The sequence below is a fragment of the Lentimicrobium sp. L6 genome (genome assembly GCF_013166655.1).
Classification (GTDB): Bacteria; Bacteroidota; Bacteroidia; order Bacteroidales; family UBA12170; genus UBA12170.
Genome location: NZ_JABKCA010000002.1, coordinates 24,241 through 48,434, shown reverse-complemented (window position 1 = coordinate 48,434; position 24,194 = coordinate 24,241). Strand labels below are relative to the sequence as shown.

General features: G+C 35.7%; 18 protein-coding genes and 1 riboswitch. Of the genes, 11 read left to right on the top strand and 7 right to left on the bottom strand.

Going from position 1 to position 24,194, the window contains the following annotated elements; translation table 11 throughout:
• Position 1: 1 nt before the first annotated feature.
• Positions 2 to 949 (top strand): alpha/beta fold hydrolase, encoded by a 948-nt coding sequence (locus HNS38_RS00835; RefSeq protein ID WP_172345835.1) that lies wholly within the window; start codon positions 2 to 4, stop codon positions 947 to 949.
• Between the two features lie 123 nt (positions 950 to 1,072).
• The gene (locus HNS38_RS00830; protein WP_172277603.1) at positions 1,073 to 2,488 is read left to right on the top strand and encodes a hypothetical protein; all 1,416 of its coding nucleotides are present in this window, start codon (positions 1,073 to 1,075) and stop codon (positions 2,486 to 2,488) included.
• Between the two features lie 8 nt (positions 2,489 to 2,496).
• Here HNS38_RS00830 and HNS38_RS00825 read toward each other — a convergent pair whose 3' ends face one another.
• The 6 genes from HNS38_RS00825 to HNS38_RS00800 all read right to left on the bottom strand — a co-directional run bounded on the left by HNS38_RS00825 (position 2,497) and on the right by HNS38_RS00800 (position 8,176).
• A complete protein-coding gene (locus tag HNS38_RS00825; RefSeq protein WP_216663604.1) occupies positions 2,497 to 3,591 on the bottom strand; it encodes a formimidoylglutamase in 1,095 nt (364 codons plus the stop codon).
• A gap of 151 nt (positions 3,592 to 3,742) precedes the next feature.
• The gene (locus HNS38_RS00820; protein WP_172345833.1) at positions 3,743 to 4,522 is read right to left on the bottom strand and encodes an alpha/beta fold hydrolase; all 780 of its coding nucleotides are present in this window, start codon (positions 4,520 to 4,522) and stop codon (positions 3,743 to 3,745) included.
• Between the two features lie 54 nt (positions 4,523 to 4,576).
• The gene (locus HNS38_RS00815; RefSeq protein WP_172345832.1) at positions 4,577 to 5,308 is read right to left on the bottom strand and encodes a pyridoxine 5'-phosphate synthase; all 732 of its coding nucleotides are present in this window, start codon (positions 5,306 to 5,308) and stop codon (positions 4,577 to 4,579) included.
• Positions 5,309 to 5,683: 375 nt separating this feature from the next.
• Positions 5,684 to 5,944: a hypothetical protein gene (locus HNS38_RS00810; protein ID WP_172345831.1), complete on the bottom strand. Its 261-nt coding sequence runs from the start codon at positions 5,942 to 5,944 to the stop codon at positions 5,684 to 5,686.
• 45 nt (positions 5,945 to 5,989) lie between these two features.
• Positions 5,990 to 6,367, bottom strand: a complete 378-nt coding sequence (locus tag HNS38_RS00805; RefSeq protein ID WP_172345830.1) for an outer membrane beta-barrel protein — start codon at positions 6,365 to 6,367, stop codon at positions 5,990 to 5,992.
• A 42-nt stretch (positions 6,368 to 6,409) separates the two neighbouring features.
• A complete protein-coding gene (locus tag HNS38_RS00800) occupies positions 6,410 to 8,176 on the bottom strand; it encodes a chloride channel protein (protein ID WP_172277587.1) in 1,767 nt (588 codons plus the stop codon).
• A gap of 223 nt (positions 8,177 to 8,399) precedes the next feature.
• Here HNS38_RS00800 and HNS38_RS00795 point away from each other — a divergent pair, with 223 nt between their 5' ends.
• Complete coding sequence (locus HNS38_RS00795; RefSeq protein WP_172277584.1) at positions 8,400 to 9,347, top strand: isopenicillin N synthase family oxygenase; 948 nt, start codon at positions 8,400 to 8,402, stop codon at positions 9,345 to 9,347.
• Here HNS38_RS00795 and HNS38_RS00790 read toward each other — a convergent pair.
• Positions 9,344 to 11,725: a penicillin acylase family protein gene (locus tag HNS38_RS00790; protein WP_172345829.1), complete on the bottom strand. Its 2,382-nt coding sequence runs from the start codon at positions 11,723 to 11,725 to the stop codon at positions 9,344 to 9,346. The genes HNS38_RS00795 and HNS38_RS00790 overlap by 4 nt on opposite strands.
• Positions 11,726 to 11,851: 126 nt before the next feature.
• On the opposite strand from HNS38_RS00790, the gene HNS38_RS00785 reads away from it, so the two are divergent.
• From HNS38_RS00785 to HNS38_RS00750, 8 genes are all read left to right on the top strand, one after another.
• Entirely contained in the window at positions 11,852 to 12,274 is a 423-nt protein-coding gene (locus tag HNS38_RS00785) for a hypothetical protein (protein WP_172276340.1), read from the top strand.
• 105 nt (positions 12,275 to 12,379) lie between these two features.
• Positions 12,380 to 13,810, top strand: coding sequence for an MBOAT family protein (locus tag HNS38_RS00780; RefSeq protein ID WP_172276342.1), 1,431 nt, complete (start codon positions 12,380 to 12,382; stop codon positions 13,808 to 13,810).
• Positions 13,810 to 15,093 (top strand): hypothetical protein, encoded by a 1,284-nt coding sequence (locus HNS38_RS00775; protein WP_172345828.1) that lies wholly within the window; start codon positions 13,810 to 13,812, stop codon positions 15,091 to 15,093. The genes HNS38_RS00780 and HNS38_RS00775 overlap by 1 nt, the downstream gene beginning before the upstream one ends.
• A gap of 131 nt (positions 15,094 to 15,224) precedes the next feature.
• A riboswitch (cobalamin riboswitch) is annotated at positions 15,225 to 15,402 on the top strand.
• A gap of 119 nt (positions 15,403 to 15,521) precedes the next feature.
• Positions 15,522 to 17,945, top strand: a complete 2,424-nt coding sequence (locus HNS38_RS00770) for a T9SS type A sorting domain-containing protein (RefSeq protein WP_172345827.1) — start codon at positions 15,522 to 15,524, stop codon at positions 17,943 to 17,945.
• A complete protein-coding gene (locus HNS38_RS00765; RefSeq protein WP_172276348.1) occupies positions 17,945 to 20,173 on the top strand; it encodes a TonB-dependent siderophore receptor in 2,229 nt (742 codons plus the stop codon). The genes HNS38_RS00770 and HNS38_RS00765 overlap by 1 nt, the downstream gene beginning before the upstream one ends.
• A gap of 361 nt (positions 20,174 to 20,534) precedes the next feature.
• Positions 20,535 to 21,629, top strand: coding sequence for a YncE family protein (locus HNS38_RS00760; RefSeq protein WP_253916200.1), 1,095 nt, complete (start codon positions 20,535 to 20,537; stop codon positions 21,627 to 21,629).
• Positions 21,630 to 21,703: 74 nt separating this feature from the next.
• Entirely contained in the window at positions 21,704 to 22,867 is a 1,164-nt protein-coding gene (locus tag HNS38_RS00755) for an MFS transporter (protein ID WP_172276350.1), read from the top strand.
• Between the two features lie 315 nt (positions 22,868 to 23,182).
• Positions 23,183 to 24,175: a MoxR family ATPase gene (locus tag HNS38_RS00750; protein ID WP_172276352.1), complete on the top strand. Its 993-nt coding sequence runs from the start codon at positions 23,183 to 23,185 to the stop codon at positions 24,173 to 24,175.
• Positions 24,176 to 24,194 lie beyond the last annotated feature (19 nt).

The window sequence follows — 24,194 nt, the reverse complement described above, 5'->3', positions numbered from 1 at the left end:
TATGAAAATGATAAAATATAGCATCCTATTATTCGCCATTATTAGTATGACAGCTTGCGCTCCCTATAAAAACATCCCAAAACTGAAGAGCTTTCAAGACTTAAATTATAGAGTTCCTGTAAAAACGATTCAGCTCGACAATGAAATTGAAGTGGCCTATACTGACGAAGGCAGTGGCACCGAAACCATTATTTTTATTCATGGTTTAGGTTCTTATATTCCTGCTTATGACAAACTCATTCCCGAACTCAGCAAAAAATACCGCTGTATCGCTATTGACTTACCTGGTTATGGAAAATCAAGCAAAGCTCCACATAGTGGTATGATGAGCTTCTATGCCGACATCATTCATGAAATAACAGGGAAGCTTGGAATAGATAAATTCTCGCTAGCAGGACATTCCATGGGCGGACAAATCAGCGTAGTTTATGGCTTAAGCTGGCCAGAACAGCTGAATAATCTGATTTTATTTGCACCTGCAGGATTTGAACGCTTTACTCCTGGTCAAAAAGAATGGTTTGAAGATATTATGACTCCGATTTTAGTTCACAATACAACTTACGAAGGAATAGAAACCAATTTGGCTTTCAATTTTTATAATATGCCAAAAGATGCAGAATTTATGATGACTGATAGAATGGCCATGAGAGAAGCTTCTGATTTTGGAGGATATTGTTATGCCGTCAGTAAATCGGTTGCCGGAATGATAAACGAACCGATTATTGACAAATTAGACCAGCTAGAAATACCTACATTAATATTTTTTGGAGAGAATGACAATCTCATACCCAACAGATACCTTAACCCAGGCACTACAAGCAAAATAGCTAAATATGGTCATGAACACATTTCCGATAGTAAATTGATTATGATACCCAAATGTGGCCATTTCCTAATGTTTGAAAAGCCAGAAATTGTCATTGAGGAAATGAAATTATTTATCAATTAGTCTATTTATATTTCTCAAACTTCAACCGCTTTCTCATATGAGGAAGCGGTTTTTTCAAATTGAAAAGATGATATCTCAGCAAATTACTTTAATTTTGAAAGACCATAAAAGGGATTAAAAATCATGCAACTAAATAAATTCTCAACATTCGCAAACCTTCTATATCCACACGAACTGGCTTATATTGATTCCATTCAGAAATTTGAGAATCAGGATGTTTTAAGGATTTTAGAATTTATCAGATACAATGTAAGTCATCCCAATAGTACCAAAGATTTCCCTCTAAATATTGACAAGAGGAGGTATTCCAATTTAATGAAATGGATTAGCGAAAAGCTAAGCAGTGTAGATGTGGATGTTTTTTTTGAGTGGATTATGGAGATGGAGATGAAAATCAACATGGACAACTTACTTCCTGAAGATGAAAAAAATCTATTGAAGTATACCAAGACCATCAACCCCTCTTCTTTCAATTTCATCCGTTTTTACGAAATGCTCAATTCCTATAGGGATTTTTTACTGATTCGTACTCGGATATTCTATTACAAATCAGTACAAGAATACCTTCAAAAATACGAGACAGCACACCTAGAAGCATTAGAACTAAACAGAGAAATGAATATATCTGCTGTAGATATCATCAATCAACATACCACTTCACTTGGTGATTCTAAACAATGGGAAGAATTTTTATTGAGTACTTTTCAGAATAAAATAGTTGATGGTTTTACTCGTTACAAAGCATTTATCCGAATCACTTACATCCATTATAATTATCGACAATTTGACAAACTCAGAGGGATTTATGACGAGCTTGATAAGGAAATTCAAACCAGTAAATTTTATTCAAAACGAATATTAGCCAATTATTATTCCAACAGAGCCATGATGCATTCCATGCTAAGAGAAATGGATCTGGCAGAGAAATACGCCTACCTAAGTGTCAGACAAAAAAACTCAGACTTTCTATTTTACTTAATCAAGCTGTGCAATATCCTCATCATTAACAATAAAAACACCGAGGCTTTAAACTTAATGCAGGAGAGCATTCCTCAATTAAAAAGAACCAATAGCATGTATACCCGAATTGGCTTTGTATCAGTATATTTAAGAGTTCTGAACAAATGTTATAAGTATTCATGCGCAGAAAGCTATGGGGAAACTTTTCTTGGAGCCTATAAAAAAGAAATATTTAAAGTCAGGTGGCATATTTTCTTTTGTCCTTATTTTATGTCTCTCCTCAAACAAGAAAAATATCAACAAGTCATCCAATTAGAAAAGAGATATAATTTAGCTTTTAAGGAAAAAGAATATTTGGGCAAAGCTCGATATGTCCCTACCATACTCTGGTATGTAAGTTTAGCGAAATATATGGAAGGAAAGATTAGCGAGACACAGCTCAAAGATATTATCATTCAGTCTTCCAAAGAAGTGCCGAAAAATAAATACATCAACATGAAATTAAAGGAATTACATTCCGAATTAAGCGGATTTCTCCCAGATTTATTTTCAAAATCGGAACTAAAAGAATTGGTTTAATTTTTAGATTACATCAACTTCTGATAAGCCTGTAGCCATCTTTCGGGGATGTCGTCGGATAATGCTTTCTCGTAGTCTTGATAACTACAAGGCACTAAATAATGACGCTCATATTTTGCTTTTACGGTAGCCGTGCAATCTACTTCCATCCACCAACGATCGGTTTTATTACTCTTGAAGAAAACTAGTTCGTCCTGTTGATTGGTTAATTTCACCATGAACTTTTTATAATCTAAGCTCTTCTTATCAATGGGATAGTCTTGCATTCTACTATAAAAGCCATCTACAAAATACCAAATCATTTGAGCAATGAGATGAGCGGTTTGTCCATTAAAATCCATATCCGGATTATACTCATAAAAGCCAATAGAGCTCAACTTATCACTTAATCCGGCATAACGAGTAATCATACACATTTCTTCGCCCAAAAAGCCATTTGGAGTGGTATTCATATTACCCGGAGCATCGGTTTGTCTGATGGCCGAAATATCAATACTAATCATATCGGCATTTCTCACCATGGGCTCTACTTCTTTCATATCCGAACGAACATTACCTAAACGATAAGTATCGAAGAAGAGGTTATCCATTAAACGAATAGCGTCTTGATCAACAAAGTAAGTTTGATAACCTAAATTAGTATAGTTGAACAAGAAATTGGGTTGATGGAGTATGATTTTAGAAAGATAGGAACGAGAATTAAGCTCCTCATCGTTTTCGCCTAAATCGAACTGATTATCGATGGCAGCAATATTTATAATCTGACCTAAATCTTCATAAGCTCTATAATTAGCATAAGTTAAATCTTGACTTCCTCCAATAATGACAGGAACAATCTGATTGCTCAAAAGCTCAGAACAAACGGCTGTTAAGGCATAATAAGTATCTTGGATGCTATGGCCTAGCTTTAGATTTCCCAAATCAGCAATTCTGGCTTGATAATTCCCAGGAAATAAATCGTAAAAATAATCTCTAATGATATCCGTACCTGAACCACAACCAGGATTCCCCACTTGGGCTCGTTCTTCTGGCACACCAATTAGTGCTATCTGAACCTCCTCCAAATCAGGAAAATAAGAGCCTTCCATATTCTTCAGTATCATATCACCGAAAGATTTGCGGCTGCTCCTCCGTATAAACTTAAAATCCTCAATATTAATTGGGTCAAAATAAATCGACAAATCCATCACAATAGTTTTGATTCTTATACTATAATTTTACGAAAAGGTTTTGATAAATTAGTAAATACAGATTTTACTGGTCTTTTTGAAGAAATTCTGACACATAATGAAAGAACAAGTCTGGTGCCTCCGCATGCACCCAATGCGTTGCGCCATCAATGGTATGAAGCTGATTATCTGGAAAAGCTTCGTTAATAGGTGCTATATCTTCATCTATTATATAATCGGAAGCCCCTCCACGAATAAATAAACTGGGCTTAGTAAATGGCTCTGGAATATCAATCCCATCAAACATCTGATCCAGATTATCACAAATCCCATCTAGGTTCAATCGCCATTCAAATTTGGTTTGACTGATTCGGTGAAGATTTTTCATCACAAATAACCTGATTTTTGTATCTGAAATATTTTCCGCCAAAATCTCTTCAACTTGCTTCCTCGAGGTCACCATTGAGAAATCGACTTTCTTCATGGCGCGGATGATGTTTTTATGATGAGGTCGTGCCTCGTAGGCTCGTAAACTAATATCCACTACAATCAACTTAGACAAAAAGTGAGGATTCTCCAATGCATATCGCATGGCTACTTTTCCTCCCATGCTGTGACCTAAAATAATGGCATCCTCTAATTCATGTTCATCCACAAACTCGAACAAATCGTCAACAAGAGCTAAATAATTAAAAGCAGAACTATGGGGAGATTGTCCATGGTTTCTTTGATCTGGTATATAAACCTCATAACCCAATTCAGCTATTTTCTTGCCAAAGCTGACCCAGTTGTCTGATATACCAAACAATCCGTGCAGTATAATGAGTGGCTTTCCTTGGCCAAATTTTCTGTAAAATAGTTGCATAAAAAAGTAATAAAATGCCTAAAGTACTTGAAGTACTTAGAGTTTGTTTTACTATTATTTGATATTCCTGAGTTGGTTGAGATACATCTGAATGGTATTTTCCAAACCAAAATAAAGCGCATCGCTTATTAAAGCATGACCAATACTTACTTCTAGCAATCCAGGAACATTTTCTGCAAAATATCTCAAATTCTCTAAACTCAAATCATGACCTGCATTTAAACCTAAGCCCACTTTTTGAGCTATTTTACCAGCTTCCACAAAAGCTCTAATGGCTGCTTCTTTTCCTTTGGGATAATCAGTAGCATAACTTTCGGTATAAAGTTCCACTCTGTCGGTTCCAATTTTGGCAGCATTTTCAATCAGTTTGGCATCAGTTTCTATAAAAATAGAAGTTCTGATATTATTAGCTTGAAATTCTGCCACTACTTCCTTTAAATAACTTTCATGCTTAATGGTATCCCAACCGGCATTGCTAGTTAATACTCCAGGAGGATCGGGAACGAGAGTTACCTGAGCAGGTTTTGAATCTAATACCAATTTCATAAAGCTCTCGTTGGGATAGCCTTCAATATTAAACTCGGTTGTTAATTGAGGCTTAAGTTCAAATACATCGGCATAGCGAATATGACGCTCATCGGGACGAGGATGTACCGTGATTCCTTGGGCTCCAAATCGTTCGCAATCTAAAGCTACTTTTAAAACATTGGGCATATCACCACCTCTGGCATTTCTGAGGGTGGCAACTTTATTTATATTTACACTTAACTTGGTCTGGTTTTCCATTAAAATATTGTTTTTCAATGTGTTATTTTAGCTCACACCCTTTTCTTCTATAATTGAATAATAGTGCAAGGTTTGCATTCTAAAACAAAAGATTTTGCTTAGAAATAGGCTGCAAAGTTAATAAGAAAATGTTCGCATTTACAATTTTTGAAGAAGCTAGAATTAAGAGACTCGAGCTACTTCAAAAGTATTTTTATTAATGAAGTTAATATCAGTTCTCATTTACCAAAAGATTTCATCATAAGCCAAATAGCTCTTTCCATTTTTCTGACATATAGGATAGTTATACCACAAAAAACACAAAGGATGGCACAAAGGGCCACAAAAAGAAAACGAATTTGTTTTGAATAGTTTGGTAAGCACAAAAGATAAATGTTATTCTGACTTTATAGCATATTTTACTCCTAGGGAAATATTAAGACGATGATCATAAGGATCAGGCTTATTAAAACCCGTATAAATTACACGATCAAACCCAGTCATATAATTTACATTTAAACATAAGGCCCAGCAATTATTTAATTGATAATCTGAACCTAGCTCTATCATCACCAATAACTTAAAACGGTCGACCCTCTCTGTAAAATCAAATACCCTTTCTTCAAGAGTCTCATCATTATTGATAAAAGGTTCCATTAATTTTCCATCCAATAAATATGATGGAACCAGACCCAAATAAAATTAAGCCGTCCAACATTTCCCAATCTGATAACCCGCTTTAAGCGGCACCCCAATACAAGTATATTGAACTTCAATAGTTGAACTTCCAAACCATCTTCCCATATCATCTTGATTATTCCCCATATAATCACATAAAAAAGAATCATCTTGATATCCTTTTCTTTCGTAGGTTAAACCTGATCCAAAAAGAAAATTATTTTTAAATCGATAATTATAGGTCAAGCCTGTAGTAAATGAGGTAGATAGATTTACATTTGTAAATAATTCTTTACCAAAGGTCATTGAAGAATTCATTCCAAATTGAACTCCTATAAAATGATTCTGAGCAAAAGAAGAAACCGACAATAAAACGAGGAGGGTAATAAATAGCTTTTTCATTTTTAAGGTTTTGATTTACCCCTCAAAAGTAGAAATAAATAATTAATCGTCAGAAAAATCTTTTAATAATTTTCTATAGGCGGAGAACACATTGGCACGACTTACAAAACCCCAGTACTTACCATTCTTAATGACAGGCATATTATAATAACCCGATTTATTGAATTTTTTAGCAACCTCCTCCATACTTTCCTCTGGATCGACCTTGGATACAGGAACAAACATTAAATCCTCTACAGTATATTTATCGTATAATTCTGGCTTAAACATGATATGTTTGATCTCATCGAGGGTTATAGCTCCATGGAACTCATTGGTTTCATCTACGACTGGATAAACATGGCGTTTAGAATCAGCTACCACATCAATTAATTCGCCTAGAGTAGCTGAAGGCTCAATAGTTTTGAAATCTTTTTCTATTAAATCCTTCACCGAAAGCATTTGCATAACCGCCTTATCTTTATCGTGGGTTACTAATTCCCCTCGTTTAGCCAACTGATGGGTATATACTGAATTGGTAACAAATAATTTGGTCGTTGCGTAGGAAGAAGCAGAAGTGAGCATTAAGGGAACAAATAGCGTATACCCAGTCGTTAACTCAGCAATAAGGAAGATAGCGGTTAAAGGAGCATGTAGATTTCCCGAAATAATACCAGCCATACCCACCAAGGCAAAATTCTTTTCAGATAAATTTTCGAAACCAAAATAATTAACTGTCTTTGAGAATAGTAAGCCAGCATAGGTTCCTAAGAATAAAGAAGGTGCAAAAATACCTCCAATACCTCCTGCGCCAAAAGTAACAGAAGTAGCAATCACCTTAGTGATTAAGATAATAGCCATCATGGCAAATACCACCCAAACATCATCTCTAAAATCGAAGAAAACCGAGTTGGCAAATAGATTAGAAGTTTCGCCATGCAATGCGGTGTTAATGGCATCATAACCTTCTCCATATAAAGATGGGAACAAAAATATTAAGCCCCCTAAAACAGTTCCTCCTACTAAAAGCTTGGTATACCATTTCTTCATGGAAGAAAAAATAGATTCTATTTTAATATAAGCCTTGGTAAAATAGGTACTTACTAAACCTGTAAAAACGCCTAGAAGGATAAACCAAATCACATCTTTCAAAAGAAAAGGATCTACTTGTTCAATATGATAAACAGCACCCTGACCCATAAACATATAACTAACCATTACCGCAGTAACAGAAGACAATAAAAGAGGAAGCAATGCCGCCATAGTAAGATCAAGCATGATCACCTCTAAGGCAAATACAATTCCTGCAACTGGCGCTTTGAAGATTGCCGCCATGGCCGCAGCACTGGCAAAACCTAAATAGAATATTGTTTGACGATAATTGGTTTTTAAAATCTGGCCAAAATAACTTCCTATGGCTGCTCCAGTATATACCGTTGGTCCCTCCAACCCTACTGAACCACCAAAACCTACGGTAAAACTCGCCGTGAAGATGGAGGAGAACATATTATGTTTAGGGATAATTCCATTTTGTTTTGATATGGCATAAAGCACAGCTGGAATACCATGTCCCACTTTTTTCTTAATGATAAAGTTCATATACAATACAGCCAGAAAAATACCTATTGTGGGATATATAAAAAACAGGTAATGTTCCATGTCTGCACTAAAACTATGGGTCAAGAGCCATTGTGTTAGATGCACAGCTTTTTTAATAATCACCGCTGCTAACCCTACAAAAAACCCAATCACAATACTAATAATATAGGTTACCTGCTTGGTACTCAAACTTTTTAAACTGTATTTTCTAAGGAAACTTATCATGCTCATGGGCTGATTTATAGAATTAAAACTCCTCTTTTTTTAAGGGGTGCAAAATTACATAATATTTTGAATGGAAAGGAGTAAAAAGAAAGTTTTAAGCAGCTTAGAACCATTCAACATAAGCTAGTTATATGTTTTTCATTATGAAATATAAACTACACTAGCACAGCGCTATCAGGATTTACAAGAATTTTATATCTTTAGCTTTCCTAAATTTAAAACAAATAAAATGGCCAATATTATCCCTTCTGTAAATCTAAATGACTTTACTTCTGATGATGCGAAACGCAAAAACGACTTTGTACAAGCCATTGGAAAAGCTTATCAGGAAATAGGATTTGTGGCTTTAAAAGGCCATTTCCTAGAAGAGATATTAGTAAATCAACTGTATCAGGAGTGTGAAAGCTTTTTTGGACTTCCTTTAAAAACCAAAGTAAAATATGAAATAGAAGGCATTGGCGGACAAAGAGGATATACGGGTTTTGGAAAGGAATCGGCAAAAGGAAGAACAGAAGGTGATTTAAAAGAATTCTGGCATTTTGGACAAAATATTTCTGAGGATTCTAAATACAAAGAGATCTACCCAAAGAATGTTATGGTGGAAGAGTTACCTGAGTTTAATAAAGTAGGACAAGAGGTGTACGAGAAGTTGGAGAAAACAGGCATCTATGTTTTAAGAGCTTTGGCTTTATTTGTTGGTTTAGAAGAATTCTATTTCGATAAATACATAAAAGAAGGCAACAGTATTTTGCGCCCCATTCATTATCCTCCTATTACTGAAGAACCAAAAGAAGCGGTAAGAGCTGCAGCCCACACCGATATTAATTTAATCACCCTCCTCATGGGCGCTCAGGGAAAAGGCTTACAAGTTCAAAATCATCATGGAGATTGGATAGACGCCATTGCTCAGCCCGATGAGCTGATGATAAACGTGGGTGATATGCTTTCTCGTCATACCAATAACAAATTAAAATCAACAGTTCATCAGGTCACCAACCCACTAAAAGAATCTTGGGGAAGTTCGCGATATTCTGTTCCTTTCTTTATGCACCCGGTTAGCGATATGAAACTAGATTGCTTAGCAGCTTGTGTTGACCAAGAAAATCCAAAACAATTTGATGATATTACAGCTGGGGAGTTCTTAACTGAACGTTTGCGAGAATTAGGATTGATTTAACGGGGCAACAAGTTTAATACTTGGTGTTCCCCTGCTATAATTGCCTTTCTATCCATCAACATTCCTCTATACTCCCCATTAACAAACATCTCAGCTTGATCTTTATAATGAGGACTTCTGAAATTTCCAGATTGTCCCGTCGGAGAAATATTCAAGCCTCCACCTACATTTTCAAAATCAATCAGTATCCGAAGTGCTGGACCAGAAGTTACCTGATGAATAACATCACCTGTAAGTGCATATTCCATTTTATTGAGAACTTGATTTCCGCCGGCCACTGGGTATGGACCAACATTATAACTTTTATCTAATGGCTTTCTCGATCCCATGGGATGTTCATGAGTAAGCGTATGCACTTTGCTCCACTTCCAATCTTTCACTTTTGGACCCAATTCACTATTCAACTCGTCTACAGTCATCATAAATGCGATTGTTAACACCTGAGCTCTAGTACTAGACTCCTCAGAACCTTTTTTCAGCCACCATGGTGAAGTTCCATTCTTAATCAGCGAGGGTAAAGTCTTCTTCAATAAGTATGTTTTACAAGCTTTACTGAAAAGGGCGGGGCCTAATTCATCAGCCATAGCTTGCTGGGCAATATTGAAATAAAGTCGAGAAAAAATAGCAGGTTCTACACCATGCAGATTATAATTCCCATCCCATTTTGATAGTTTATCGGCAACTTCTCTGTATAACCCTTGTTTTGGCAAATCGATTAACTGAGTACTGATAAAATAGGCTAAATCTCTTTTCACCATAGATTGATGATCAAGCTGGAGGGCTCGACAAGCGTCTAAATCCCAATCATCTTTTTCTATTAAGGCATTAGTAATCAAATCAATTCTATCTGATGGCAAATAATTACCGGGCACAAAACTACCCCCACTCAAAACTGGATTATTATTAGCCGTAGCTATAAATCCTGACATGGGATTCTCCACCTTAGGGTTCTCATCAAAACTCAAAAAACCCATTTGCTTATCTTTTCCATCGGCAGAATTTAGAAACTTAAAACTCTGACTCAAACTATCTCTTCTAGGTATTTTTCCACATCCCCACCATGCAATATTATTCTTTGCATCGGCATACATCACATTTAGACCCACTATATCTATCAACGAAATAGCTTCTTTAAAATCATGCATGTTTTGAGCCTGATTCATTTTATATAAGGCTTGAACAGAAGTATTCTCCAGATGATAAATAGACCAATTGAGTGTAATATCTGAAGTATAAAGGGAATCAATCAGAGGTTCTATGTGATTGATAACTGGGCCCAGTTTCGAGGATTTAAGTGTAAACCTTTCGTTTTCACCATCTTTCACCACTATCTCATAATCAACAAATTCGAAATCCACTGTATCTTGAAAATAAATATAGCTAGCTGGATTTCCAATGGATTCTAATTGCACATAATCCATATTATCAAATGGGAAAATAGTCAAACCCCAAGCCAAATGATCGTTATGGCCAATAATACCAAAAGGAACAGTTGGCAAGAAATGTCCATAAAACTCATAACCCGGATATTCAAGATAGGCTTCATACCATATAGCTGGCTGACTGAACCCTACATGAGTATCATTGGACAATATGGCTTTTCCAGATTTTGTTTTACGACCTGATAATACCCATGCATTACTTCCTTCCCAAAGTGGCAATCCCATTTCATTCATCGAATGCTCTAGCTGCTCCATCATTAATTGATTCACATAGGCTTGCTTTTTATCTAAATTTGGGATAAAATCCTCAGAAAAATCAACTAAATACTCTGGCCCAAGATCAGTATTAATAAAATTCAAAAGTAAATCTTCATTCTGTGCGAAAGAAAACCCAAGAGCAGTCAAGTACAAACTGCCATACATATCTTCAACGGCAAAAGGTTCCGGCTTAAAACCTATCAATTGAAATTCTACCGGCAACCTATCTTCAGCAATAAAAGCATTTATTCCTTCCAAATATGAATAAGTGGCCGCATGATACTCGGCATTTCGATTTTGATAATAATGTTTTTCAGCAGCTTCTTTTGCTAATTCATTTAATCCTAAAGTGAGAAAGTATTTATCTGTGGAAATTAAAGAGGAGCCAAATATTTCAGAGGCTCTTCCTTGAACCAATCTCCTATAAAGCTCCATTTGAAACAGTCGCTCCTGCACCTGAACATATCCCAAGGTGAAATAAGCATCTCTCTGATTTTGGGCATAGATATGTGGGATTCCATATTCATCAAATACCACTTCTGCTTTTTCTTCCAGTTCTTGCAATACTATTTCTCCGCTATACTTAGGGCTTTGATAATCCAGATAAAACCAGAGGGCTCCAAATAACAAAATTAGAATAATAACTATGACTAATAATAAACGTTTAAGGATTTTCATAAGATTAAATTTTCAAAAGGTAAAGATAGGAAACCAATTAAAACATGACCAATTAACAAATATTTCAAAATTATTTAAAAAACCATCCTATTTTTCAGTATTTTAGCTTTATCAAAAACAAAATGAATGAAAAGGTTAATTATCGTCTTTGCTTTAGCAATGGGAATATTGATGGCATGCGACAAAAACAATGATGAAGAAGAAATTGTAAGAGGAGAAATTAAAGACACTAGCTCACAAGCAGAAGATCTGAAATTTCTTTCCGATTTATTTATAGAAATTTCTAGTATTTCTGCCTCTGTTTCTTGCACCAACTCCGAAGACTGGAAGCTTGTAGCTTATGGTCAAAAGGCTTGTGGTGGCCCAGTTGGTTTTATGGCTTATCATCAGAAAATTGATGAAAACGCTTTTCTAAGCAAAGTCAAATTCTATACCCATCAACAAGATCTGTATAATATAAAATGGGGGATTATATCTGATTGCACCATTCCTCCTGAGCCAAGTGATATCATTTGTGAGGATGGATTACCTGTTTTTCTTTATCACTAATCTATTAATATGATGAAGATATTTAAATTCACAAACACTTTTTTCTTTTCATAGTTCAACCTTCATTTTTTTTAGCTTTGTGCCATCAAATTTGAAATCGATCAAATGGTATTTAGTAGCAGCCTATTCCTTTTATACTTTCTACCTGTTTTTTTGTTGTTATATCACCTCTTCAAAAACAACAATTATAAAAACTGGGTCATCCTATTTGCTAGCATTTTCTTTTATGCTTGGGGGGCACCCGTTTTTGTATTTGTAGTTATAGGTTCTGTTATTCTTGATTATTATATCATCAATAACATGTACCACTCCCCTAACTCAATACATCGAAAATACTTATTGGCATTATCCATTTCTATAAATGTTGGCCTCCTACTCTATTTTAAATATGCCAACTTCTTTGTGGAGAATTTGGACTTCGTCCTCCATTCTATGGGTTTCGAGAACCTCCAATGGACACAAGTGGCCTTACCCATAGGCATTTCTTTCTATACTTTTCAAACACTAACTTATTCTATCGATGTCTTTAGAGGTGTTCACAAACCTCTTAAGAATCCCATCCAATATCTAGTTTATATTATGCTATTTCCTCAAATGATTGCAGGACCTATTGTGAGGTTCAATCAAATTGCGGATCAGATAGAGAATCGCCAGCATTTAGAGACCTTAGACAACAAGTTATTGGGATTTTTTAGATTTTGTATTGGGCTAGCGAAAAAAGTTTTAATAGCTAATGTATTAGGAGCACAAGCCGACCAAGCTTTTGCTTTGGCAGATGGAGAATTAACAAGCTCAGCTGCCTGGATAGGAATAATAGCCTATACCTTCCAAATCTATTTTGACTTTTCTGGGTATTCCGATATGGCCATTGGACTTGGTAGAATCATGGGCTTCAAATTTCCTGAAAACTTTAATAATCCCTATACCTCACAAAGCATAACTGAATTTTGGCGTAGATGGCACATCACCCTAGGAAGTTGGATGCGCGATTATCTATATATTCCATTGGGGGGAAGTAGAGTATCCTCAAAAAAAAGACTCTATTTTAATCTTTGGCTGGTATTTTTAATCTCTGGTCTCTGGCATGGTGCAGCATGGAATTTTGTGATCTGGGGGGCTTTCCATGGCTTCTTCTTAATTCTTGATAAGCTATTCCTACTTAAGTTCAGTAAAAAGGTAGGTAAATATCCAAGTATCATTCTCACTTTTTTTATAACCATCATTGGTTGGGTTATATTTAGATCTGAGAGCTTTAATCAAATAAAATATTTCTTAAGAAGTTTATTTAAATTCGACTTTTCAGTCCCCACAAAAACCTCATCAGAATTTTGGTTCATATTAGTAATTGCAGTCTTATTTTCGTTTATTACACTCTTAAAAACAGGCAAAAAATGGGAGAATAAAGTATTCTTTTCTGAGCAATACAGTACATCGAGGTATTTCATTTCTATAATTCTAGCCATATTAAGCTTAGCCATCTGCCTTAGCGCCATCACCAGCAGTGATTTTAATCCATTTATATATTTTAGGTTCTAATGAAAAACAAGACGAAAAATATAGGAATTATCATCATCATTTTAGCTTTAACGCTTCCTCTTTTGCAGTATTATACTCAAAAGGTTTTTGTTAAGCCTCTAGAAGGAAGCTATACCCTCAAGCAAAAACCAGTGTTTATAATTCAAGATTGGTTTTCTGGGGAATTCCAAAATAAATATGATACCTTCTTTAATGACCATTTTGGCTTTAGGAGTTCGTTTGTAAGGCTTTATAATCAACTGCAATATAGTTTATTCAATAAAGTAAGTGCTCAAAACGTAATCATTGGAAAGAACGACTATCTATATGAACAACAATATATCGACTCCTATTTTGGAACTAATTTTATAGGTGAAAAGAAAATTAATTCTAGAATTAATAAACTATTAGCTATTCAAGAAGAATTAAAGAAGCATCAAACCCAATTAATAATAGTAATTGCACCAGGAAAGGGTTTCTTTTATCCTGAATTCATTCCTGATTCCATGAACAAAGAAAGAAGCATCACAAATTATGAAGTTTATACTTCTATCTTAACTAAGTCCAATATTCCATTTATCGATTTTAATGCTGCTTTCTTAAATATGAAAGATGGCTCTGAAATAGTTCTTTATCCAAAAACAGGAATTCATTGGAGTCAAGGAAGCATGCCTCTGATAGTTGATTCAATCCTCAGAAAAATGGAATTGGTTTTGAATAAGAACTTAGTTGATGTTCAAATTGACGATATTAGCAAGTCTTTTATTGCTGACAAACAAGATAGCGACATTGAAAAAGCTTTAAACTTAGGCCTACCTGTTCCTATTCCATTAATGACCTATCCCCAAATAAGCTTTAAAGATGAATCGGCTTATAAGCCTAAAGTAATAAGTATTGCAGATAGTTTTTTCTGGCAATTATATCGTTTAGGTATTCATCAAAAGGCATTTAGTCATGGTGAGTTTTGGTATTATAATCAACAGATTTTTATCGACAAACTACAGATGACAGATGAAGTAAAGAATATCAATTATTCCGAAGCAATAAGAAAAGCTGACATCCTGCTGCTTTTCACCACTGAAGCGAACCTTGACAGATTCCCCTTTGGTTTTATCGAATCTTTTGAACATGCAAGTCAAAATTACATAAACTTGGAGAAAGACATTAGAGCCATGATGAAACAGATTCAATCTGATAAAAAATGGTTTGAAAAAATCCAAGAAAAAGCAAAATCTAGAGGAATCACAGTAGATTCTATGTTATATCTTGATGCTAAATTCATGATAGATCAGAAATACAAATAACTATTAATCAACAACCTGTTCATCTGTACTTACTATTTTATCATTTTTCAGAATTTAACATTCCACCTCAACTAATATTTCTACTTTTGCAGCGAAATTGGTTCCAGCTTATACCAATTTGACTTTATGAAATTCCATATCGTTAAAATGGTATTATCGGATTAATAGGGAATCAGGTGTAAATCCTGAACAGTTCCCGCTGCTGTAAGCTCCATATATTTCGTGGAAAATATGCCACTGGTTCGCAACCGGGAAGGCTTCCACAGAATGGAGTAAGTCAGAAGACCTGCCAACAGATAAAGATTTGAGTGCTTTCGGTGAAAAAGCTAATCATCTGCTGGTTTCCTACACTAGCCGATTGCTTCCTTCAAAGCCTGCCCTCATCTTTTTCAGTTTCTACTGTTTTTGCGAAATAAATAAACAATAAAATGAGCCAGTCAATTATTAAATTTGCAACTCTAATCCTCCTATTCAGCTTTAACTTGCTGGGTCAGGCACAGTATGTGTCGGAAATTATTGATTACAAACCTGCTCCAGGACAATTTACTAACGATGGTGCATTTGGCTCTCCGTATGCTGCACAAAGCATTATTGGAGGAACAAGCGGATTGGTTTCTTTGGGCGCATTTGGCGGTCATATTATTGTAAAAATGGAAGAAAGTGTAGAAAACCATCCCAACAATCCATTTGGAATTGATTTTACCATATTCACCAATGCTTTGCCTGATTGGAGCGAAGCAGCAATGGTAGAAGTCATGAAAGATGAGAATAATAATGGACTGGCTGATGACCAATGGTATCTTTTGGCAGGGAGCGACTATTATTTGAACCAAAGTCAAATGGATTATGCTGTCACTTATTTCAATCCCAATGAAAACTCAGCTACCGATGTACTTTGGGTGGACAGCAATCAAGATTCTGGATACGTTTATAAAAACAGTTTCCACCAACAAAGCTATTACCCATCTCCGATCTTATTCCCTAGTATAAACCAAGAACTTTACACTCTACAAGGCATGAAAGTTGAAGGTGATATTGACCTCTCCACTCCATCCATGATAAAATCTTACGAAAGATACTTTGGCTTTGCAGATAACAGAACCAGAGGCAGCCAACCCTATGACATTCCTGATAATCCTTATACCAGCGACTTAGAAAATTCAGGTGGCGATGCCATGGATATCAGTTGGGCCAGAGATGAAAATGGAAACAGAGTAGCGCTTGACCATATAGATTTTATTAAAATCACCAATGCCATGAATACTTCCATGGGAGGATTGGGGGAAGCTTCCACTGAGATTTCCGGTATTATAGACGTCAGCCCTAATAGCGCTATCACTGGGGAGATCAATTTATTAGCCTTGTCGGATATGCCAAAAACAATAACAATAAACAGGAGCTTACAAGCAGAAGCCATTCATTTTATTTCTGGTATTCCGGCAGCAAGTCAAAATATCATTTGGAACTCCTCAAATACCAATATCGCCACAGTAGATGCCAATGGACTCATTCAGACTCATCAAGCTGGCCTTACCATTATCACTGCAAAAGTTCAAAATCAGGAGTATATTTCGAATAGTTTCGAGATTCTCGTTTCGGAGCCCTCCTCCATCGAAATCATATTAGAATCACAGAGCATTCATTCACAAAGTCAAATTGAAATAAATGCTATCATTAAAGATCAAAATAACGAAGCTATTTTAGGATTAGAAACACTATGGCATGCTAAAAATCCCGAATTATTAGAAATCTTTGAAAGAAACAATGAAACCTATATCAAAGGATTAGAGGAGGGTAATACCTATATCTATGCTCAGGCTGAAGGTTTTCCTCAAATTATTGATTCATTAGCCATACAAATATTAGCAGAAAGCCACAGTAAGAAGGTATATATCACTATCCAAACCGATGACCATAATATACTTTCTCGGCAAGCAGTTAATATTGACCATTTTGACCTTAACCCTTATGTAGATAATGCAGCTCAAGATTACGGAATCGGTAGTGTAGAAAATATAAGTCTAGCCCATGCCATAGCTTCTATTTTTGAAAGCACTGGACTTGGAGAGGATTTTAAATTTAAGGACGACGAAATAGTAGATGGCGCTCTTTACTTATGGAAAGTTCCAGAAGAAGAACATTCAAGTTTAAATTACTACTATGGCTACGGTGGAAACCATAGCGACGATAGTAAATCCAGAACATGGATTATAAAACTAAATGATGATCATTTTGCTAGGAATATGCATCAAATCGAAATACAAGATGAAGATGAAATTCTAATCTATCATGTGCCAGATTCCAGAGAGGAATGGACCATCAATCAAATAACACTAAGCACCTACACCTCAAAACCTGACGAACTCATTACAACTCATTTCATGGAAGAGCGGTGTCAATTCTATGAATCAGGAATTGTAGAATTATTGGAAAGAAAGCCCATTGCAAATGCATTGCTATCATTAAATGAAGAAAGCTTGGTCAATGACGGTCAACAAGTCTCAACTAATTCTGATGGAGAAGCTGAGTTTAGCATCAACATCCTTGGTCAACACCTAATTTCCATAGGAGCACATAAAGCACAAATCATTATTTCCGATGCCACTGGAATTGAAGAACTCAATCCACTCCATTTTACTATTTACCCCAATCCTTTTGAGGATCTTATCCATATAGAATCCTCAGAAAACAATGATATTGATCTTCTGAAAATCTATAATCATCAAGGTCAATTGGTAAAAGAGGTAAAAGAGGCAAAACGAGTAAATCTGGGAGAACTTAAGAGCGGAGTCTATTTAATTCAAGTTTATAGCAAAGGTAATTCCTTCTCCAAAACCATCATCAAAAGATAATGGCTGGGCAAACACTTCTTCATTCTTGGTGGCACTTTGCGAAATCCTTTGTGTTTCTTCGTGGCAAAGCTATTATACAGAGTTTCACAAAGAAGATTATTTATATTTGCACAGAATTATTCTCATTTATTATTGTTGAAATCCACCCCATTGAAAGATTAGATTATACCAATACCTCTGCTTTGAAAATAATAAATATCACAGCTTATAATAGAAGACTATTCTTTAAAATTTTTGCTTTTCTTTCTGTCTCTCTTTTTTGGAGTCAAAATATCAATGCTCAAATCACCAAGGATACTTTTCAATTAAAAACAGTAGAAGTTAAAGCTCAAAAACCCATTGAAGAAGTAGCCATGAGCAAATCGAGGATAGACACCATGGCTTTACAAAGCTTGAGCTCAAAATCTCTATCGAGCCTCATGACGGCCAGCACTCCAGTATTCATAAAATCTTATGGAAGAGGCTCCTCCGCCACCGCTTCTTTTCGCGGAACGGCAGCTTCTCATACTCAAGTCAATTGGAATGGAATGAGTCTCAACTCACCCATGCGGGGCGATGTAGATTTCTCTCAGTTTCCTGTTTATTTTATCGATAGAGTAGAATTGCTTCATGGCGGAAGCTCTTTAAGTGCTGGAAGTGGTGCCTTAGGAGGAAGTATTAGTCTTGAAAACAAAGCAGATTGGAGTAATCGAATTTCAGTAAAATACATTCAACATATAGAGAGCTTTTCTACTTTTAAAGAATTTGCAGAATTGGCCTTGGGGAACTCTAAGTTTCAATCGAAAACTAGAGTTTTTCACGACCAATCAGAGAACGACTTTCCATTCTACAACTATGGAGTACTTCCATACAGAGACGATGTCCAGAAAAATGCGGATTATGAGAAATATGGTTTCCTACAAGAGTTTTATGGGAAATTGAAGAAAAATCATTTGCTCTCTTTAAAAATCTGGGGCCATCATAATTTCAGAAATCTTCCTCAGCTCATGTCTTACGAAGGCTATAACATCGAAGAGATTCAAACACCTGACAGTGTGGATTATCAAATATTCAACAGAATAGAATATCGAGAAGATGAGCAACTAAGAGCTATTGGAGCTTGGAAATACTACATAGGAGATTCAAGATGGGAATTCACAAGTGGTATCAACTATACAAAATTGCATTATTTTCGAAAATCAACAGAATTAGATAATAATTTCAATTCAATAAGTAAAGAAAAATCTAGTTTTAACCACTTGGAATATCAATATAAAGAAGAGGAGTCTCTACACTTTAAAACCTCTTTGGATGCAAATTTTCACCAAGTAGATATTTATGATTCTACCAAAAAAACGGGATATAAGGAAGAACGAGTAGAGTTGAGTTATCTGGCACAGCTCAATCTTCAAATCAACGAAAGAACATCAGCTTATGCCCTCCTCCGAAGCGAATATTATGATGATACTTTCGTTTTTCTCATTCCATCATTGGGTATTGAATATCAATTGGACCAAAAAGATATTTGGAGCATAAAATTTAATGCCAGTCGAAATTACCACAAACCTAACCTTAACGACTTATACTGGATTCCTGGCGGAAACCCAGACCTACTTCCCGAAGACGGGTATACCGCAGAACTGGGTTTAGGTTTTAAACAAGCCAAAAACAATTGGAATTTAGAATCAAACATCAATATCTATGCTTCTATAATTGAAAATTGGATAGTTTGGCATCCCTCTTCCACCGGTGCCATTTATTGGGAAGCAGATAATATTAAGAAAGTTTTTGCCCGAGGAGTCGAATGCACTTTAAAATACAATATGGATTTCTATAGAAATTGGAAACTAAAAACCATTGCCAATTACGCCCTTACCATAACCACCAATGAAAATGCTGTAGAATCTGTTGATGAAAGCAGAGGAAAACAATTAATCTATATTCCTCGTCATACCGCTAATTTAATGATAGGAGTGAATTACAAATCTTGGGAACTAAACATTGACAATTCCATCATTGGAAAAAGGTATACCACCAGCTCTAACGAATTATCAGATTTTGAAAAACCTCTTTTAGCTTATTCTTTAACAAATCTTAGCTTTGAAAAAGGATTTAATTGGAAAAAGCTCAAAGCCAGATTTGGTATTAGAGTTGAGAACATCTTTGACAGAGACTATATGACTGTATTATGGCGTGCAATGCCCGGAAGATATTATTCAGTAAATTTACAAATTGGATGGAGGAAATAGTATGAAGTTTAGAATAAGTAACATTTCAAAATTCTTTTTTGTTTTCCCTAACCCCACGGGGAGCAAAAAAGCATCTGATATAAGTAATCCTATTCTCATTGGTGAAGATGGACCTATTCATTCCTTTCTTAATAGGCAATCTATTTTTAATTGGGCTCCCATCTGGGTCGGGGCAAAACCAATTAAAAATGATTCAGCGAGAAGCTTCTTTTTCGATTGCCCCAACCCCAAGGGGAGCGAAAAAGCATCTGGTTTTAAAAATATTATTTTTCAATTATTAAGTTTAACATCATACTCTTTAATCAGTTTAAAAAACCTCAGCAATTTTCAGCTTTCTCCCCTTGGGGCCGGGGTAAAAAAGATGAAAATTGATTCAATTATAAACCTCTTTTTATTTTTATCTATTTACCTTCTTACAACCTCATGTCAAAAGGAACCAGTAGAAACCATTTATTTCAAATTAAATAATACATCTGGAGTATTTATTACAAACGAAGGAAATTTCATGTATGGAAATGCCTCTTTGAGTTTTTATGATATTGAGAAAAAACGGATTTATAATCACATTTTTTATGCTAGAAACTCAGCTCCTTTAGGAGATGTAGTTCAATCTATGGAAATTCATAACGGACAAGCCTTTATCGTAGTCAACAATAGCGGTAAGGTATATGTTGCGGATGCTAATACTTTAGAGTTTACAGCTAGCATTACTGGTTTAAACTCTCCTCGTTATATTCACTTTCTCAACGACCAAAAAGCTTACATTACAGATTTACATGCCAAAGCCATCACTATTGTTAATCCTAGTACTTATAAGAAAACTGGCAGCATTGATGTGAACAACAATAATCCTAATTACTACCAACACAGTACCGAACAAATGATTCAATATGAGAATTTGGTTTTTACGAATTGTTGGTCTTTTGATAATCAAATTTTAGTTATCGATAGCAATACTGATCAAGTTATAGATTCCATAGAAGTTCCGGCTCAACCCAGTAGCATGGTGATGGACAAGAATAATAAAATCTGGGTTTTATGCGATGGTGGATATGCCGAAAGTCCTTATGCACACGAAAGGCCAGCTCTAGTAAAAATTGATGCTCAAAGCTTAGAAATCGAAAAGCTTTTTCGATTTGATTTAGAAGACAACCCTTCCGAATTATGTATTAATGGAAGCCAAGACACGCTTTACTTCATCAATCGCCATGTATTTAGAATGACCACAGAGGAGCCTCAGTTTCCAGAAGTCCCTTTTGTAGAAAGTAGTTATACTGGAGTTTATGGAGGCTTTTATGGCTTGTCCATCCACCCCACCTCTTCACAAGTTTATATTGCAGATGCCATAGATTATCAACAAAACGGAATTATTTATAGATACCATCCTCAAGGTCATCTGTTGGATTCTTTTAAAGCTGGCGTGAACCCTGGAAGTTTTTGTTTTAAGATGGAATAAGCTTGAAGTCTTGAATTGGCATTTTTCTAAGCCAAGGAAAAACAGCATATTTGCAGCATATTTAGAACCAAACCATGAAGCTCAAATTTAATATTAAAGAAAAGCTAGAGATATTTCCTTTTGCGCAATTATACCTATCTCTCAGTATTATGTTTGGTACATGGGTTATCTATATCCCAAGCATCATCGAAAAGCTAAATATGAATGAAGGACAGTTGGGAATCGCCTTGTTCTTTGCTGCATTTGGTTCGGTATCCTCTCTTCCATTTGGAAAAAAGATTGTGACATCAATTGGGGAAGGTAAATCGTCTTTAATAAGCATTTTAATGGTTGCTATTTTTATCAGCACCTTATTTATCTCCCCATCCTTTTATTGGCTTTGTTTTACCATGTATCTATTTGGAATCAGTTCTGGTATCATGCAAGTTGCCATCAACTCCTTAGTTGCCACCGTTGAAAGAGAAAGACAAATAAATATCATGTCCACTTGCCATGGATTCTTCAGCCTAGGTGCAATGATATCTGCTGGCTTTGGGACCATTATTATTGTCCTGCTCAATAATCCACTTTTACATATTCTTCTGGCTTTAGCTAGTGTCATACTCCTTCAAATTCTCTTCAAAAAGAAATACTTTCACATCGTTAATAAAACACAGGAGACCGAAAGTGCCCCAACAAGAAGCGCCATCAAAAACAAAACGCTGTGGCTTATTGGAGCCATTGCCATTATAGGAATGGTATCGGAAGGCGCCATTGCCGACTGGAGCGGCTTATATTTAAAAGACATCGCCAAGACCAATATGAATTACCTAGGGCTTGGTTATGCAGGATTTTCATTGGCCATGACCATCGGACGTTTTAGCGGTGACTATCTGAGTTCAAAATTTGGAGCATGGCAAATTATTCTTGCTGGATACGTTCTAGCTTTAATAGGTTTTTCATTGGTTTTATTAGGCCATCCCCTAGTTAGTATTGTTGGATTCTTCACCGTTGGATTAGGCTTCTCCATCATTGTACCCGAAGTATACCGTCTCTCTGCAAATATTGAAGGAGTAAATCCCGCCAGCGGTATCGCTTTTATGGCTGGCGTAGGCTATGTAGGCTTTTTAACTGGGCCTGTTGTTCTTGGATTTTTAGCAGAGCATTTTGGGCTTCAGATTAGTTTTAGTGTTTTATTAGTTTCCGTTTTTCTAGGTTTCATTTTAAGTATATTTATTTGGGCTAGAAAACGCGCTTGATAAAAGCTCAAAAAAAAAACACTATTCTTTATCTAAATACGAATCAATCCTTTTGAAATATTAAAAAACTACTCTGGTTTAGAAGTCCGAAATACATTTACTTCTAGCTTCAGGCTCCTACCTTCCAACCACAATATTTGCAGAATCTGAAACAGTAAAGTGCATGATTTTTTCTAAGAAATAAAACCAATAAATCACAAATTCACCTCCTTCTTAACTTTTCATAAACACTGCTTAACAAATTTTAACCGCGGATTTTTTCAACAATCCGATGGGCTGAGTATATTTGCACATCTTAATTAAAACGAATGCAAAATGATGCAAACAGATATTAGAGAATTGAATGAAAGAATTAGGTTAGAAAGTTCATTTATCGATGTTCTAAGCCTCGAAATGAATAAAGTAATTGTTGGGCAAAAGCACATGACCGAAAGTTTAATGATCGGTTTGCTCTCCAATGGTCACATTTTATTAGAAGGAGTTCCTGGTTTAGCTAAAACTTTAGCCATTACTACTCTATCAAAAGCTGTGGATGGGAAATTTGCCCGTATTCAGTTCACCCCTGACCTTTTACCTGCCGACCTTTTGGGTACTATGATTTATAGCCAGAAGAAAGAAGAGTTTCAAATTAAAAAAGGACCCATCTTCGCCAACTTCGTTTTGGCAGATGAAATCAATCGTAGTCCGGCAAAAGTTCAATCGGCGTTATTAGAAGCCATGCAGGAACGTCAAGTTACAATAGGCTCTGAGACTTTTCCTCTTCCCTTGCCATTCTTAGTAATGGCCACACAAAATCCTATTGAACAAGAAGGAACATATCCTTTACCTGAAGCTCAAGTGGATAGATTTATGCTGAAAGTAGTGATTAACTATCCTAAGCAAGAAGAAGAAATGCAAATTCTTCGTCAGAATATTTCCAACACTTTCGAAACGGTAAATGCAGTGGTTAAACCTGAGGATATTATCAAAGCTAGAGAAGTTGTAAGAGAAGTGTACTTGGATGAAAAGATTGAAAAGTATATCACCGATATCGTATTTGCCTCTCGTTATCCTGCCAAATTCCGCATGGAAAAACTAGAGCCCATGATTGCCTTTGGTGGTTCTCCGCGTGCAAGTATTAGCTTAGCCCTTGCTGCAAAAGCCTATGCCTTCATCAAAAGAAGAGGTTATGTGGTTCCAGAAGACATTAGAGCAGTAGCTCATGATGTATTGCGCCATAGAATTGGTTTAACTTACGAAGCGGAAGCTGAAAATATTACTTCTGTCGACATCATCAACGAAATCTTGAATACTGTTGAAGTACCTTAAGGAGTATTAATTGAGGATT